The 17,660-nt window shown below is 44.5% G+C and carries 10 protein-coding genes; 1 reads left to right on the top strand and 9 read right to left on the bottom strand.

Features of this window, described 5'->3' with window-relative positions; all coding sequences use genetic code 11:
• Window positions 1-91: 91 nt before the first annotated feature.
• The gene (gene upp, locus QVP94_RS05515; RefSeq protein ID WP_022192158.1) at window positions 92-745 is read left to right on the top strand and encodes a uracil phosphoribosyltransferase; all 654 of its coding nucleotides are present in this window, start codon (window positions 92-94) and stop codon (window positions 743-745) included.
• On the opposite strand, the gene QVP94_RS05510 is transcribed toward upp, so the two are convergent.
• The 9 genes from QVP94_RS05510 to QVP94_RS05470 form a co-directional block, all read right to left on the bottom strand.
• Complete coding sequence (locus tag QVP94_RS05510) at window positions 688-2,586, bottom strand: PAS domain-containing sensor histidine kinase (protein ID WP_022192157.1); 1,899 nt, start codon at window positions 2,584-2,586, stop codon at window positions 688-690. The two genes, upp and QVP94_RS05510, sit on opposite strands and share 58 nt — an antisense overlap.
• Window positions 2,587-2,724: 138 nt before the next feature.
• A complete protein-coding gene (locus QVP94_RS05505; RefSeq protein WP_022192156.1) occupies window positions 2,725-6,192 on the bottom strand; it encodes a DUF1080 domain-containing protein in 3,468 nt (1,155 codons plus the stop codon).
• A gap of 12 nt (window positions 6,193-6,204) precedes the next feature.
• Window positions 6,205-7,461, bottom strand: coding sequence for a Gfo/Idh/MocA family oxidoreductase (locus QVP94_RS05500; protein WP_005856828.1), 1,257 nt, complete (start codon window positions 7,459-7,461; stop codon window positions 6,205-6,207).
• Window positions 7,462-7,606: 145 nt separating this feature from the next.
• Window positions 7,607-9,007 carry a Gfo/Idh/MocA family protein gene (locus QVP94_RS05495; protein WP_005856826.1) on the bottom strand — a complete coding sequence of 467 codons (1,401 nt, stop codon included), beginning with the start codon at window positions 9,005-9,007 and terminating at the stop codon, window positions 7,607-7,609.
• A gap of 100 nt (window positions 9,008-9,107) precedes the next feature.
• Window positions 9,108-10,634 carry a sulfatase-like hydrolase/transferase gene (locus tag QVP94_RS05490; RefSeq protein ID WP_288213180.1) on the bottom strand — a complete coding sequence of 509 codons (1,527 nt, stop codon included), beginning with the start codon at window positions 10,632-10,634 and terminating at the stop codon, window positions 9,108-9,110.
• Window positions 10,635-10,640: 6 nt separating this feature from the next.
• Entirely contained in the window at window positions 10,641-12,332 is a 1,692-nt protein-coding gene (locus QVP94_RS05485; protein WP_022192154.1) for a RagB/SusD family nutrient uptake outer membrane protein, read from the bottom strand.
• Between the two features lie 14 nt (window positions 12,333-12,346).
• Window positions 12,347-15,649, bottom strand: coding sequence for a SusC/RagA family TonB-linked outer membrane protein (locus QVP94_RS05480; RefSeq protein WP_022192153.1), 3,303 nt, complete (start codon window positions 15,647-15,649; stop codon window positions 12,347-12,349).
• A gap of 83 nt (window positions 15,650-15,732) precedes the next feature.
• A complete protein-coding gene (locus QVP94_RS05475; RefSeq protein WP_008780574.1) occupies window positions 15,733-16,755 on the bottom strand; it encodes a FecR family protein in 1,023 nt (340 codons plus the stop codon).
• Between the two features lie 81 nt (window positions 16,756-16,836).
• Complete coding sequence (locus QVP94_RS05470; RefSeq protein ID WP_008780573.1) at window positions 16,837-17,439, bottom strand: RNA polymerase sigma-70 factor; 603 nt, start codon at window positions 17,437-17,439, stop codon at window positions 16,837-16,839.
• Between the last annotated feature and the right edge of the window lie 221 nt (window positions 17,440-17,660).

Genomic DNA, 17,660 nt, shown 5'->3' with positions numbered 1-17,660 from the left:
AATCTTTCATTTATAACTATGAATGAAAAATTTCATACTTATGATTTTTAGTGTCCGGAAATGATTACTTTTGGGCTCAAAAAAAAGACTCATGAGAATCGTCAATCTTGGAGACACAAATTCCATATTAAACAAGTTCGTAGCCGAACTTAGAGATGTAGATATACAAAAAGACAGCCTTCGTTTCCGTCGTAATGTTGAGCGTATCGGAGAAATCATGGCTTACGAGATCAGTAAGGAATTTCATTACAGTACGAAAGACATCCAGTCCCCGCTAGGTATAGCCCCGATGAATACGCCGGACGATCGAATCGTGATTAGTACGATCTTGCGTGCCGGACTTCCATTCCACCAAGGTTTCCTTCGGTATCTGGATAATGCGGAGAACGCTTTCGTATCCGCTTACCGCAAATATAAAGACCGTTTGAATTTTGATATTCATATCGAATATATCGCCTCTCCTCGCTTAACAGGTAAAACCTTGATCATATCCGACCCGATGTTGGCCACCGGAAGCTCTATGGAATTGGCGTATGAGGCCCTGCTGACCAAAGGAGTACCCGGCCATGTACACGTAGCCTCCATCATCTCAAGCAAACAAGCCTTGGAATACTTGCAGAAGAAAATGCCGGATGACAAGACTACAATCTGGATCGCCGCATTAGATAATGACCTCGACGATCATTCTTATATCGTTCCCGGATTAGGCGATGCAGGAGATTTAGCGTTCGGCGAGAAGGAATAGGGATGCGTAAACCAAAACGTACTGCCTTTGCCCAACTCGGAATTTACACCGATCCGACCACCTAGCCTATTTACGATGGTCTCGCAAATAGATAGCCCCAAGCCCGTACCTTGTTTAAACGTATTTCCTTTATAGAAACGATCAAAGATATGGGCTTGTATCTCTTGGCTCATGCCATCCCCCGTATCAGTCACGGAGAATTTTATCTCATCACCTATGATCTCGTAAGCTAAGGTGATACAACCTTCGCTCGTATACTTGATCGCGTTGTTAAGGAAATTGGATATTACCTGCGTCAGCCGCATACGATCGCTATAGATTTGGCATTCCGGTGAATCTTGGGGAGCGATCAGAGCTACGTTATCGGGCATCTTGATACGGAATGAGGTCACGATCTCATTGATCACCTCTTTTACGTTCATATCGGCGAACTTGAAATCCATCGTACCGGATTCAATTTTTGCCAAGTCTAGAATATCACTGATCAATTGAAGCAACATCCGATTATTGCTATCGATGATTTCCACAAACTCATGCCTCTCCTCGGGATCATCCGTTTCCGCCAATAATTGAGAAAAACCGACAATGGCATTTAATGGCGTACGAATCTCATGACTCATATTCGCTAGGAAGGCAGACTTCAAACGATCCAGTTCTTCCGCCCTTTCCCTTTTCAATTGAGAGTCCTTTAACTCCGTGATATCATAATTAATACAGATCATCTCCGGTTTATTCGGGTCTACGCTTTGAGGGTTACGGGTGATATTGGCACAAATCCATTTCCATCCGTCACCAGACTTCACACGCACTTCCCTACGGAAATGATGCGCTTTGCCCTGTTTTACCTCCTCAAAGAATGAGTTTATATATCCAGCGTCGTTCGGATGAATATAAGAATAAATCCCAATAATTTGGGACAAGGGGGTTCCATCCTTCTCTCCCATATTCTCATACCATTGCTTAATGGCATAGCCCTCAAAGGTATATAAGTCATAAAGGGCATAACCGACTTTAGCGTATACGCTGACCAAGGTAAATACATTCTCAAACTCAGAAATACGGTTATAGGCGATCATCTTTTCCGTATTATCCAAATTAATAAGTAAATAGCTGGAAGGTTCACCTCTTTGGTCATATAAAATACTGGCCTTGGTAACGATATCCATCTCGCCTACTTTCGAGGTGTTATAATAATCATCGACCTTCTTAAACGAATAATTCAGCCGGAAATTCACGGATTTATTCTCCTTGAGTTTCTTGATCACATCTTTAGGCATAATCGGGTTGCTAAAAATATTGACTCCTAAAACGTCCTTCTTTGACCGGATACCGAATATCTCCATATCCTTTGCGTTCAGGTCAATCAAGTAACCGTCCCTGTCATAAAGCTCGACCCCCACAGGTAAATTTACATACAGCTTTCGGAAGATCATCTCATTATGATCGATCATCTTACTAATCTTTTCCTCTTTCAGTTTGAAATTAGGTAAAATCTGTAATATGCCCAACGCTTTTACGCACACTCCATTATTCAACTTACGCTCACATAATCTGGAGCGTACCCATTTTTCCCCAGTCGGTGTTATTATCGGAAATATTTGCTCATACGTATCGACAGATTGGATCGATAAAAAATCCGTAGTAATCAGATCCCTAAAGTCTTCCCGGATTATATAGTAAAATTCAAAAAAAGAGAGATTATTCCCCTTCTTCCCAAATATACTCATTAAATAATCGGAACAGATATAACTTCTTTGAACAAAATCGGCTTCCCACAAGCCAACTTCCGCTCTATCCAATAACAATTTACATTGATCCAATTGAGTCTGTATATCCTCCATAAAAATATCCCTTCCGATAAAATTACACTATGATTTCACAAAGATATAATTTAAATAGTATAAATCCCCTATAATAAAAAAGAGATTGTCTCGAATCACTCAAGACAATCTCTTTCTATATTCAAAGCCTGATATAAATTATTTCAATTCCTTGATACGAATATTGCGGAATTTGACAGGGGAACCATGTCCTAAGAAACCTATATGACCTTTTTTGTTAAACAAACCCGGATGCTCCTTTCCATCCGGCGTACCATTCTTCACGGCATCCCGAATATTTCCATCCAAGATTACGACTCCATTCACCGTCACACGGATATGATCGCCATCTGCCATGATCTCTTCCGTATTCCATTCTCCAACCGGCTTGAACGCTTTCGGATGATCCTCACGGGCGGGAATGATACCGTATACGGAACCGTGATGTTGCAGCGGAGTGATGTTCCCTTGGTAAATAGGATGTTCACAATCCAAGACCTGCACTTCCATACCTACATATGCTGCGTCTCCTTCCATCGGCGTACGGATACCGACACCGTTATTAGCTCCCGGGGTTAACTGGAAGTCAAAACGATAGATAAAGTTTCCGTATTCCTTCTTGGTGTACAGATTACCTCCGAAACTACTGCTTGGGACCATAGAGATACAGCCATCTTCCAAGATATAATCAACCGTGTTTCCAGTCCATTCATGCATATTCGTTCCGTCAAACAAAACCTTGAAACCTTCTTTTTCCTCTTCCGGCGATAATTTGAACGGTTCTTGTTTTTCCAATTCCTTTACGTAGATATTACGGTAATAGACCTTGCTGCCATGAGCTTGCATCTCGATTTGCTCTACCGGGAAAATCGGAAGCTTGCGATCCCAATAGTTTTCCAGAATCACGTTATCTACCACTTTTTCTCCGTTCAAGACAACCGTCACACGGTCACCAACCATCTTAATATAGAAGGAATTCCATTCACCGAGTTTATTATCGGCCACTTTCGAAGGCTTGCTCTCGTTTACCTGATTGTTATACAAGCCTCCGGAACCTACTTGCGCACCAACATTTACCCGAGAAGTATCCCAGATCTGGACTTGAGGAGTACCACGCAGATAAATACCGGCATCAGCCTCAGGTCCTTTCGGATCCAACATCCAATCAACATACATCTCGAAATCACCATATTGCTTTTCAGTACATAGGTTATCGTACCCAGTACCGTCAAATACTAATAGGCCATTCTCCACTTTCCAGTCACGACGCATATTCTCATCCGCCTTCTCCTGCGCTTTCGCCAATTGAGCCGGTTTCATTTTCGCACGGGCGATCGGATTCTCAACCAAACCTTTCCAACCCGTTAAATCCTTACCATTAAAGATAGAGACAAATCCAACCTCGTCCGGCATCGCATCTAAATGTTGCTTCAAGGCATCGATATCATAACGAGCGTCTTCCCCGTCAAACATGGTCAAAACACGTTTCAAGATTGCCTTCACATTGTCACCCTTATATTCCGGATGGTTACGAGCGATATTCCAAACCGCATAAACAGCCGCAGAACGAACAGCCGCATCGCTTGAATCCAAGAATTCCGACGCATACATCAATGCCAAGAAGGTATCCGCCCGTTGGATCTGACGTAAAATAAGAGCCTTTTGCTCACTCGTCCGGGCGATCTCCATGACTTTCCGCAAGCTCAACAAACGATTCTCTCTCGTAAATGCCGGATTAGATACCAACTGCACATAACGCTTTAACGCCCTGTCGAATACTTGATCGGAAGAGGCTGATTGGCAAACCTTAAATAGTTCATCGGCAGCCTCAATACCCTTCCAAGCCAACAAAGCGTCAAGAGCCGCATCCTTGGCCGCTCCATTTCCTTTATTCAATCCTTCCACGATCGTAGCTAGAGCATCTTTCTCACCAGTCGCTGATAAGACCTTATAATAAAGATACCTCTTGCTGTCTCCCGCTTGTACCATACGACGATTCACGTTAGATACTTGAGTTGCCGCCGGTTGTTTAGAGATAGCGGCAATGACCGCATCCTGAAGCGGGGCGATAGCGGAAGCCTCCGCCGTCTCCAACATTCCGCACAATAAAGTGAAATCTTTCTCAGACACTACATCTTTCAATGCGGTATAAGCGGCTTTCTTCACCTCCGGAGAGCCGGATTTAATCTGATCCAGTACCGTATTCAGATTCGCATCGGCCATACGTATCGCCAACAGCTCCAGACCAGCGATTTTCCCGGCATCGGAAGCAGACGGGATCACTTTAGCGACCGCTTGATCAATATCGCCGTTAAATGCCATCAAAGCATCTTGACCCAATAATATCACTTGCTTGTCATTGCTCTTCAACAAATCCGCCAGCACAGGAATGACACTCTTATCACCGATTTTAACCAAGGCCCAAACAGCGGCCTGTTGCACATAGAAATCCTTATCTTTCAATTGGTCCAAAAGAACTTGTCTCGCTGGTAGATCAAAACGAAGTTCCAGATTCTTGATCACGTCATGTTTAGACGGGCATTTGCTTTCACGGCCTATCCAGTTCAAGATATCCACCTTGACTTCCGGCTTCGCCTTTAACATGTGTTTCATGACCTCAATATAAACATTTTGATCAGCGAAACCCGAAGCAAAGTTCAAAGCCGCATTACGGTATCCCTTATCCGTATCTTTCAAAGCCGATAATAAATTCTTCGTAGCAGCTTCCGGCTTAGCGGCCAATAGAATCTGAAGAGCGGCCTCACGGGTCTGTGTCATACCTGCTTTCGTAGACTTCTTCAATAAATCATTCGCTGCTTTCTCCGCATCTTTGGTATCGCCTTGCTCAAGGACACGTTTTATCAAAGCGATATACGCCTCATTCGCCCCGGTCTTTTCCATTTTATAACCGGCTTTCTCGGCAACGGCGGCTAAATCACTCAGAGAAGCTTTAGAACCTACACGGCTCAACGCATAAAGAACCTCCTTCTGCATATTCTCATCGCTGGAGCCAAGCATCGCTTTCAATACATTTTCCGCATCAGCGATTTGCACGTCAGCGATCGCACGGATAATATCCTTTTGCGTCTTCGGAGTACCGGAACGACGCATCAAGGAAGCCACCAAAACCTTCTTAGCGTTATCGGTACGGATTGCGGATAACGCACGGGCAGCAGGACCGCTTAGGCTCTCATCGTTCAAATAGCTAGCCAGCGTATCCACACACTCATCTTTTCCCAGTAATTGAAGCTGCCGGATAATAAAAGCCTTTGTCTCCCGGTCGCTCACCTTATCCAAGGCTTTCAAATATGCGTTGGCTGTTACTAGACGAGCGTTCTCCTCACCTTTTGCCATTACGTAGTGAGTCAATCCGCTCAACGCATAATCCACGTTCGAGTTACTGCCTTTTCCCGGAGCGTTAATCTTGTTAATCAACATCAAGACCCCTTCCTCGCCAGTGGAGCTTAGGTCATTAATTAATTTGTTATATTCAGCTTGTTGCTCCGCCGGCATCTGTGCCAGTACATCGGCAACGATCGTCTTCGATGTACGATTAGCCGGGCTTTGAGCCATTAACATGCTACCGCACAACAATAAGCTGGCAATTGATATATATACTTTTTTCATATGTGTATGTGTTTAAATATTCCAAGGTGCTCTCATCGGCTGATCCAACAAACGATTAGCGGCCTCATCATTAATAAATTCCAGTTTTACGGGATCAAAGTGAAGCGTACGATTCAAACGAAGGGCTACGGCACCCATATTCACGATCGTAGCGGAACGGAAACCATTACGTTCATTCAAGGCAAAAGGCTGACGAGTCTTTACGCACTCGATAAAGTCGGTAACCTGTGGCTCAGGTTCGGGATAATCGGATAACTTTTTCTCCCAATCCGGGATATCACATACGAAATTCTTATAAACATTCCCGTTTGGTCCGGAAATATAAGGTGTGTTCGGATCCCCGTAATCACCTCCCCAAAGTACGATCTGGCAACCATCCTCATAGGTATACGTAATCGAGCGCCAAGTACCCACGGCGTCCGGATGTTGTTGCGGAGCATCCACCTCTACCTTAACCGGGCTGGTATTATCTTTTCCTAAAAAATATTGTACAGGGTCAATATAATGCTGTCCCATATCCCCTAAACCACCGCCGTCATAATCCCAGTATCCACGGAATGTCTGATGCACACGATGCGGGTTATAAGGTTTGTAAGGAGCCGGACCCAACCAGAAATCATAATCCAGCTCACTAGGCACCGATTGTGGTTCCAGATATTCTTTACCAACCCAATAGAACTTCCAGTCGAAACCGGTATGCTTGCTGATCGTTACCTTTAGCGGCCAGCCCAACATACCACTTTGAACCAGTTTCTTCAAAGGTTTCACTGGAGTGCCCAGTCCATAGAACGGGTCAGCGAAACGGAACCAAGTGTTCAAGCGGAACATACGTCCGTATTGCTTCATCGCTTCCATTACCCGTTTACCCTCCCCGATCGTACGGGTCATAGGCTTCTCACACCAAATATCTTTTCCTGCTTTAGCGGCCTCGACAGACATGATACCATGCCAGTGAGGAGGCGTAGCTATATGAACGATATCTACATTGGGATCTAGAATCAAATCACGAAAATCATGGTATGCGGCAATCTTATCCTTTACCAACTGTTTACCTAGCTCCAGATGATTCTTATCGACGTCACACACAGCGACAAGACGAGTCCCAGCATAGTCCACATGTCCACGGCCCATACCACCTGTACCGATAATTCCTTTTGTTAATTGATCACTTGGAGCGATGAATCCATTACCCAACACGTGGCGCGGTACAATCGTAAATGCCGCGATTCCTCCAAGAGTCTTCAGGAAGTCTCTTCTGTTTGTCTTCATAGTACGAATTTAAAATTTAGATAGAATAGATTAACTTGAGTGACAAAAATAATCATAATACTCGAAGAGACAAGAAAAATGTATATAAAAAAGAAAAGGATGCCTTTAACAAAGACATCCTTCCCTAGTATTTTATGAAAATCTATTACAAAGCGAATTGCGGTTGACGGTGAATCCATTGCCCACGGGTGAAATCCGGGAAGTCTACCAAAGCACCGCCACGAGCGATTGACATCTCCGACAAGCCGGAGATAGCGCTCCAAGCGGCAGCGTCATAGCAGTCCATTGGAGCCGGTTTCTTATTACGGATAGCGTCGATCAAGTCGTACATCATGATATAGTCCATACCACCGTGTCCGGCCTCAGCAGCTTGAGACTCTAAGGAAGCCCACAATTTATGATCATATTTCTTGAACCATTCATCGGAATCATCCCAACGATGAGGCTTAGACTTTCCTTGTACATATACATGATCGCCATCGTTCATCCATAAACCCTCAGTTCCCTGAACACGGAAACCTAATGAATAAGGGCGAGGAGAATTGGTATCATGGGTTACGATAATCGTTTGTCCATTAGAACACTTAATCATAGAAGTCACGATATCTCCCAAATTGAAGTTGACCTTCGCCAACGGATGATTCTCACCCCCATTATCCACGATAAACTTATGCAATCCACGAGATTGAGTAGCCATAGCGGATAAAGAAAGGAAACGGTTACCACGATTGATATCCATACAATGAGCTATCGGTCCGATACCGTGAGTCGGATAGATATCGCCATTACGATGTACGGAATGGTTCGTACGCCATTGAGCCTCGGCGAAAGCCGTCGGACCCATACGAAGATCACCACTGCCCGGTACATAGTTGTAATGAGTTCCATCGTTGAATTTCACCTCACGCAAGTCATGCTCATAACCACAACCACCATGCAAGATCTCGCCGAACAAACCTTGGCGGACCATATTCAACGCAGCCATACAGTCACGACGATAACATACGTTCTCCATGATATTCAAATGGCTTCCGGTTGCTTCCGAAACATTTACCAAATCCCAGCACTCCTCTAACGTGTTAGCCGCAGAAACCTCCACGCCTACATAAGGAACACCAGCCTTCATAGCGGCGACAGACATCGGTACGTGCCATTCCCAAGGACTTGCGATGATCACGCAATCAAACTCCTCGTTGTTCAACATATTCTCAAATTCACGTTCACCCCCTTTGTAAACTTTCGGAGCAGGGACATTAAATTTAGCGATATGTTTCAAGGTACTATCGATCGGGCCCTGTTGGATATCGCAAATCGCTACGATCTTATTACCGGGGATCGCCAATACATTATTAATATGCTCATGGCATCTAGAACCCGTTCCGATGAAACCGAAACGTAATTTACCATCATCTTTACCGGCTGTTTTTTTCTTTTGGGGTTCAGCGGCAGTTGTTGTAGCTCCGGCGTTTCCAGCCATTGCCAAGCCTGCGGCACCAATACCAGCGGCAGATACTTTCTTAAGGAATGAACGACGAGTGTTTTCCATATATTTTATAAATTAGTTTGTGTTTTGAGGATACAAAATTAAAAAAATATTTTTTCAATCAAAACGTTATTGAGTATTTTGAAAAATAAAGAGTCCAAGACTAAAAGTTCGTTATCTTTCCGGTTTCCCTTTTTAGCCTCTCGAAGGTCATCATCATCTGTCGAAGTCTTTTAGGTTCTTTTTCCGCCAAATTAACTTGCTGACCGATGTCTTCCTTTACATTATATAATTGATAACAGTTACTATTTCCGGCAAAGGCAGCCTCCTCCGCGTCACCATAGGTATCCGGATACGGCGGGATCATGACCCAATCACCATCACGTAGCGCATAATTGAAATAACCTTCCAAGACAAGTTCCTTTCGCCCATTACCACCTTTTCCTAGAAAGACAGGCAAGGTGTTTTGGCTATCTACCTTATCAGAATAGGTCTGTCCGATCAACGCCGACAGCGAGGCTAACAAATCCATCTGGCAAACCAAGGCATCCGACACAGCGCCCGGCTTAACTTCCGCAGGCCAACGAAGCATGAACGGGATACAGGTCCCACCATCATACAAGCTCGTCTTTCCTCCACGAAGCGGTCCGGCCATCTTATGATCCCCTACCAATTCCACGGCTTGATCTTGATAACCGTCATCCAGAACCGGTCCGTTATCGCTAGTGAAAACAACTAACGTATTTTCCGTTAGCCCCAACTTATCCATTTCCTTCAAGAATTCGGTCACGCACCAATCCGCTTCCAAGATAACATCTCCACGAGGTCCCATCCCCGACTTACCCGCGAATCTCTCGTTCGGAACACGAGGTACATGCGGTTGATGCAAGCCATAGTACAGGAAGAAAGGTTTATCCTTATTCTCTTTCATAAAACCTTTCGCCTTCTCAAGGAACAACTCTGCCATATCCTCATCTTTCCATTGGGCGGTCTTGCCTCCTTTCTGGAAACCAATTCGAGGTACACCGTTTACGATAGCGCCGGCATGCCCGACACTCGGGAGCATTCTCAGTAATTCAGGATTATCCTTCCCAGTCGGTTCCCCGGGGAAATTCTCCTTATAACTGACATAGAGAGGATCGTTCGGATCGAGGTTTACACCTCTCCCATTCTCGATAAAGATACAGGGAACCCGGTCATTAGTAGCAGCTTGGATAAAAGAATAGTCGTAACCGATCTCTTTCGCTCCGGGATAAACCAGCTTGTTCCAGTCTACCGCCCCGTCACCTAATCCCAGATGCCATTTGCCGACCGAGCCGGTGACATAGCCCGCTTGCTTCATCACCTTCGGCAAGGTAACCTGTTGAGTATTGATAATCAGAGCCGCATTGCCGGGAAGTATTTTGGCATCCCTATTTGTCCAAGGATATAATCCGGTAAGCAAGGAATACCGGCTGGGGGTAGAAGTAGCCGCTGTACAATAACCTTGCGTAAAGCGTATGCCTTCATTTGCGATACGATCCATTCCCCGAGTCTGTATGCGATGAGCCCCGTAACAGCTTAGATCACCATACCCGAGATCATCGGCCACGATGATCACCACGTTAGGTTGCCGGGGAGCTGATTGAGCTATTAAAGTTGTTGGCAAGGAAAACCCTGCCAACACACTCATTATACAATACTTATTCATCGCTTATTACGGATTCTGAGTTAATGTACCCGGATAAGCGTTAATCTCAGACTGCGGAATATACTGGATAGCCAACGGGCTGGTAGCAGGATATTCAGGCACGCCGTCATGGAATCCCGGGTAATGACGTTTCATCGTATCGCCTACACGATATACATCAAAACCACGGTCAGCCTCATAAGCTAATTCCAACTGACGTTCTTTCATGATAAGCTCATGAGCGTTTGTCGCATCCAAAGATTTATATCCGGCGTTAGGTAAGGAACGGGTACGAACGGTATTCAAATCGGCTAATGCTTTTGTATAGTTTCCTAATTTAGCGCTAGCCTCGGCGCGAATCAGGTATAGCTCACCTAAGCGAGAGATAACCGGAGAATAAAGGTGAGGATAGCCATCTTGCTTAGAGCACTTATAGCTATAGAATTTCGGGTTACCTTGACTTTCCAACATAAAGTAGTCATAATCTCCCTCATACGTTTCTCCCTTATAGCTAATAGAATAACGCTTATTGTCCACATCTACCGGAGTTAATGTATATTCTTCACCATCTACCGTAGCGATTAACTTACCTCCTACTTCCTTGGTCTCACCTTGACGATATACGTAACCGGAAATCTTGCCGTCCGTATATAAGTTAGCTACAAAACGGAAAGCGGGGATCTGATTTCCATTAGCGTCTTCCTTATATTGCGGATGGATAAACGCCTCACGTGCATCGGTTCCTTTTCCTGTCTCATGCAACAAATCCATATACTTAGCGCTGGCGTAAACCTCACCCCAGCCTTGACCATCGATCTCAGCGTACATACTTCCTAGCGGATCACCCCAATCTTCCCAGTCTGAGGCTATAAACTTCACGGCGAAAATAGTCTCTGTCTGTGAAGCGGCATCCGGAGCGAACTCATTATAACGCATAAAGTTGTCACGATCTAACATAGAGAACTGGCCACTCTCGATTACCGTATTCGCATAATCATAAGATAACTGGGCATATTCCTTATTCGGATTCTCAAACGTGCCACTCATATACATATAGACCTTCGCCAATAAAGCTTGAGCCGCATATTTTGAGGCATAAGCGGTAGATTTAAACGTTGTCATCAATTCCTCTGCCTTCTTCAAGTCAGCCAAAGCTTGATCATACGTATCTTTCACGGACGAACGATCCGGAAGATCCAGATTATCCATATCCTCAGGCATACCGTTTACAATCGGCAAACCCAGATTCTTCTCCGGTTCCTGATAATAAGGACGGCCAAACACACGGCAAAGATAGAAGTACATCATGCCGCGCATATAATAAGCCTCGCCCAACTTCTGATCCAACTCAGCAGACTCGCCCTCATTAATCATCTTCATCAAAGAACTAGTCTGTGAGATGATATTATAGGCACTGTTCCAAACCGTAGTAAGACCACCATTATTTACCGTATGCTGATAGGTAAAATAAGTACCGAACGGATTGGTTGTCGGTTTATCCTTACAAACGTTATCCCCCGGGAACTCACCACAATAATGCAAGTGTTCGGATGCCTTTTTCAGTTTTGCGTAACAACCGTTTAGCAAAACATCCACCGCGGCATCTTTGTCCTCCATGATCTTGTCTTCCGTGTACTTATCGTAAGGTAGACGTTCGATATCACAGCTTGTTATGAACGTGGCCGCTGCCGCAAGAGCCACTATAGCGATTTTTTTCATTATGATTCCTTTAATTAAAATGTAACATTTAGACCAAACATGAATTTACGAGCTTGTGGGTACGGAGAGATCGCCACACCAACCGAGCCTGCCTTGTATTTATTGCCAACCTCAGCCGGAAGTTCCGGGTCAACTCCGGAGAAACCAGAAAGGACAAACAAGTTCTCACCCGAGAAAGAAAGACGGATATTATCTACATACTGAATCTTCCAAGGTAATGTATAGCCTAACGTCAAGCTACGTAAACGTAAGTAGCTAGCGTCCTCCAGATAACGGGAAGATCCCTTGCTGGATTGGCTCTTATTGCCATATTCCGCCTTGGGGTGGGTAGCGATATCGCCCGGTTTTTCCCAACGATTCCAACCTTCCTTCAAATTCATCTGGTTATAATTTACATAAGCGCCGTCACTATCATACATCGAACGGTCGTAATTATAAATATCACCTCCTACGGAATAACCGAAGACAGCGGAGAGATCAATGTTTTTCCAAGATAAGTCAGTAGAGAAACCTCCGTAGAAATCGGGGCTCAACTTACCTATTATAGTCTGGTGCTTAGAAGCGTCGCTATAATTCGAGGTCGTTACACGTTCCCCATTCTCATTCGTGGTATACCATAACGGAGAACCTGTCTCCGGATCTACGCCTGCCCATTCGGTACCATACCAAGTATCCACGTCTTGTCCCGGAGTCAATATCTTATCCATCGAAATGGCATAACTTGAACCGGCGTTAGAAGTGATGATCTCGCTCTTGCCACCATATAACTCAGTGATCTTATTACGGTTCAGGCCTAAGTTAGCAGCGACGCTCCAACTCCAATCGCCCCCTTTCAAGATGTCCACGTTCATCGAGACCTCGAAACCATTATTCTTGACGGCACCCACATTACGATAGATACCAACAATACCCGTTACACCAGGCAGAGGCACTTTGTAAAGCAAATCGGTTGTTTTCTTATTATAATAATCCAAGTTGATAGTCAAACGATCAAACAAGATAGCGTCGATACCTACACCTGCCGTATAAGTCTTCTCCCAAGTCAGGTTCTTGTTTTCCTTCTGTTCGATTACCGCACCCGGATCACCATTATATCCAGTAGACATGGCGTACACCGTATATTGGGAATATAATTCGGTCGGACGGTTACCTACGGAACCATAACTCGCACGCAACTTCAACTGTTGCACCCAATCCTTAGCCTTGAAGAATTCCTCCTGATGGATATTCCAACCACCGCTGACGGAGAAGAAATTACCATATTTAGCGTCCGTACCAAAGTTAGAGGCACCATCCCGACGGAATGAGAAAGACAACAAATAACGATTATCATACGCATAGTTGGCATTGAACAAATAAGATTGTACAGCCCATTCCTTTTGCTCTCCCTTTATCGTCTTAGGAGTAGTAGCGACATCGGCCACAGAGAAGCCCGGAGCGAAACTAGCCGCTGTCTGGTCTTTAATCTCCTGCGTGAAAGTATTCCACTCGTAAGCTAGGATCGCATTGATAGAGTGCTTGTCGAATACCTTGTTAAAACGAAGCAACTGGTTGCTATATACCCTATAAGAAGCGGTGGTCTTATCTTGCAATAATCCATTATCAGCCTCTCCCTTTTTAGAACGGGGATCCTGATAGCTCTTAAAAAGGATACTATTATATTTATAGTTATTTACGGATGCGAAAGTCAACCAATCGGTAAACTTGATATCAAAGTCAAAGTTACCCATAAACTCGTAGGAAGTCTTCTTCTCATAATTCCATTGTAGATCATACAAGTAGTTGGTAGCGTCGCTATTGATCCAAGTAGTAGGTCTGTATTGCTGGATCAGATCACCATTCTCGTCATAAGGAGAGTCCCAAGGAAAGTTAACGTACATGATAGCGCCTAGATCTTGCTGCTGGTCCATCACGTCGCTACGGGTAGCCCATACTTTAGGTTTGATAGTCAACCAATCCGTCGCTTGGTAATCCACATTGAAACGTAAGTTATAACGCTTGTAGTCATATCCTTTCACGGCACCATCCTCATTATAGTAACCAACGGATGTATACGTCTTGATCTTCTCTGAGCCACCGGAAACTGATACGTTATAGTCTTGAGCGAAGCCCAGATGCGTACCCTCTTTCCACCAGTCGAAGTTACGATTGCGCAAATCCTCCGTAAAATAACTCGGAAGGGCGTCTTGATTAGCGAAAGATTTATAATAATCATATAATTCCTCGCCGTTCATCATATTCATGTTTCCACGGTGCAACTGGTTCACACCCATCTTTACGGAAGCGTTGATCGTAGCTTTTCCGATCTTACCTTTCTTCGTAGTCACCACGATAACACCGTTCGCTCCTTGAGAACCATAGATAGCGGTTGAAGCGGCATCCTTCAAGATAGACATAGACTCGATATCAGCCGGGTTCAAGCTACCCGCATCCGTACCTACGATTACGCCATCCACGATCCAAAGAGGGTCCGTGCTACCGTTTACCGTAGACTTACCACGGATCACCACCTTACCGGCAGCGCCCGGCTGACCACCACCCGAAGTAACCTGTACGCCCGGAGCCTTACCAGACAATAAGTTCTCGACCGTAGGGCTAGTGGCATCCAACAATTTCTCGTTGCTCACCACCTGCATGGCACCCGTCAAGCTTTCCTTTTTTTGCACGCCGTAACCAACAACAACCACCTCCTCAAGGTTCTGAGTGTCTTCCTTGATACGGATAGTCATCGGAGCACTAGTCGCTTTAACCTCATGGTTCACATAACCGATGTAAGAAACGACCAAAGTAGCTCCGGCCGGAGCTTCCAAACTAAACTTTCCATCGAAATCGGTACTGGTACCGTTCGTAGTGCCTTTCACAAGCACGTTCGCGCCGATTACCGGCTCACCCGTCACCGCGTCAACAATGGTACCTGAAATCGTAATCGTCTGCTGCGCCACCATTCTCTCCGTGTTTCTCAATTCATTTGGATTAGAAGATGACTTGTAAACAACAATCCTATTGTTGTTTACAACAAAATCAGCATGCTGATTTTTCAGCGCCGTCGTCAAAATCTCCTCGACCGAGCGGTTCGACATGTCGATTGAGATACGCTCATTCAGATTGATGTCATTGTTACGGATAAGGAACGTGTAATTGAATTTTTCCTCGATCAAATCGAAAAGTTCTTTTAATGTCGTACTTTCCATTTGAACAGACATCATTTGTGTCTGAAGTTCGGACGCTGAAACCGTACCGGGAATAAACGGCAGTCCCGCAAGCATACATGCGGCTACCATCATCTTACCGGTCTTCTTGAAATAGTTCATTTCCATTAAAGTTAGATTTAATAAATAATTTTCTCGTTTATACTATTTTCCACACTTACACCTTAGGATTAAGGTTTGTATTTTTGTTTTTACTTATCTTTTATAATAATCTCATCTCCCGAACGAGTCCACACATATTTATGATCCACGTCCACCTCACGAAGGATCTTATCCAACGAATAATCTTTCGTAAAGCTACCGGAGAAGATTTCCTTTCTCAAAAGATCGCTCTCGACACGAATACGCACGTTGAACTTACGTTCCAAATCCTTGGCGATACTCATGAAAGGTTGCTCGGAGAATTTCAGGCTACCGTCCATCCAAGAGAGAGCATCCTTGGCATCCACCTCACTGACTCTTACCTTATTGGTCTGCTTATTAAAGCTTAGTTTCCGGTTTGGAGTCAAGGTCACATCGCCCGCATGGGCAACCTCATCCCGCAAGCTCACGTTTACTTTTCCCGACACCAGAGTGACATCGGTCATTTCATCCATTCCGTAAGCCTTTACGTTAAATCTAGTTCCTAGAACCTTGATATCCAACTTCTTTGATTTTACGATAAAAGGCTTAAGGGAATCCCGGGTAATCTCGAAGTAAGCCTCACCATCCAATTGTACGCTACGTCCGTTCGTATTGAAATCACTGCCATATCTCAACGTGGAACCTGCGTTGACCCAAACCACGGATTGATCCGGCAAAACGACTTTCGTTTGGGCTCCCATAGGAGTTGTCGTCTCAAAATAAGCCAAGGCGGCAGATTTCGGCTGATTATGTCTCGTACCTATATAATAAGAGGCAGTTCCCACCGATACCACGATCAAGACCGAGGCGGCAACTTTTCCTAAAAACCGAAAATTTAGCCAATGATTCTTTTCAGAAGGAATAGCGGGATCGATAAGTGCCCCGAAATGTTTTTGGAAATCGGCTTTCATATCAGAGGCAAACAAAGGTACATGCGCCGTCGCCCAACAATCTGCCATCTCGGAAAGGCACTGTTTATGAGCGTCATCCGTTTCCAACCATTGTAGTAATTCATTTCGCCCCTCCTCGGATATATCTCCCATGAGGTAGCTATAAATTAAATCTTCTATGTGTTTATTCTCTATTTCCATGATATTAACAAAGGAGCCGGTTTTCAACCCGGTTTCTATTATATACACCTGTTTTAGAGATTCCGTTTAAGGAGATTCCAATTATTTTTCGAAAAAATTAAATATAAGTAAGAAAAGAGGGTAAAGATCGCCTAAAAGTTCACGCAACTTCGCCAAACCGATCTTGATCTGTACTCGTACCGTACTGGAACTGATATGATTTGTTATCGCTATTTCCTCATAGGTCTTGTTATGGTAAAGATATTGCACGAAGATATCCCGGCATTTAGCGGGCAAGGAATCCACGGCACGATAGATTTTCTCCTCGAATTCCTTATTCTCCAGATAAGCCAACGGATGGGGGTCCGCGTCGATTTGCAACTCTTGTATCGACAATAAGCTTTCTTGTACATCTGATAAAGGGACTTCTTGCTGACGTTTATCTCTTAAATAATTCAGGCAATAATTACGTACCGAGCGAATTAAATAAGCGTTTACCGGATGTATTAACGCCGAATGGTGATTCCATACATTCATAAAAACATCATTAACGATCTCACGTGCCGCCTCCGAATTATAGACATATTTAGTCGCTACGGCGCACAAGTACACGTAGAAGGTCGTATATAATTGTTCAAATGCTTTGGCATCGCCATTATTGATCCGAGATATTATGTCCTCCTTTACAATCAGCACAAACGTCAACCCTTAAGTTTCACTCACAATTGAATCACAAAAATAATGAAATATTCCAGAGATTACCTCATTTTAAAAGAAAGTATAGGGTAATAGCGCCAAACAGCTCGCTAAAGCGGACTGTTTGGATACTTAGGTGACGAACCGGATGCCATACGGGTGGCATAGCTGTGCCATCCTTGTGGCACGCCCTTGCTATCCTTGTGGCACTGCTATGCCACCGGCGTGGC

Origin of the sequence: Parabacteroides sp. CAG:2 (genome assembly GCF_000436315.1) — a bacterium.
GTDB classification, from domain to species: domain Bacteria; phylum Bacteroidota; class Bacteroidia; order Bacteroidales; family Tannerellaceae; genus Parabacteroides; species Parabacteroides distasonis.
This window is presented reverse-complemented; position numbering and strand designations above follow the sequence as displayed.

Bases quoted from the DNA above. Each gene is read 5' to 3' on its own strand.
- QVP94_RS05480 (WP_022192153.1), bottom strand. From the start codon at position 15,649: ATGGAAATGAACTATTTCAAGAAGACCGGTAAGATGATGGTAGCCGCA.
- QVP94_RS05490 (WP_288213180.1), bottom strand. From the start codon at position 10,634: ATGAATAAGTATTGTATAATGAGTGTGTTGGCAGGGTTTTCCTTGCCA.
- QVP94_RS05500 (WP_005856828.1), bottom strand. From the start codon at position 7,461: ATGAAGACAAACAGAAGAGACTTCCTGAAGACTCTTGGAGGAATCGCG.
- upp (WP_022192158.1), top strand. From the start codon at position 92: ATGAGAATCGTCAATCTTGGAGACACAAATTCCATATTAAACAAGTTC.
- QVP94_RS05495 (WP_005856826.1), bottom strand. From the start codon at position 9,007: ATGGAAAACACTCGTCGTTCATTCCTTAAGAAAGTATCTGCCGCTGGT.
- QVP94_RS05510 (WP_022192157.1), bottom strand. From the start codon at position 2,586: ATGGAGGATATACAGACTCAATTGGATCAATGTAAATTGTTATTGGAT.
- QVP94_RS05475 (WP_008780574.1), bottom strand. From the start codon at position 16,755: ATGGAAATAGAGAATAAACACATAGAAGATTTAATTTATAGCTACCTC.
- QVP94_RS05485 (WP_022192154.1), bottom strand. From the start codon at position 12,332: ATGAAAAAAATCGCTATAGTGGCTCTTGCGGCAGCGGCCACGTTCATA.
- QVP94_RS05505 (WP_022192156.1), bottom strand. From the start codon at position 6,192: ATGAAAAAAGTATATATATCAATTGCCAGCTTATTGTTGTGCGGTAGC.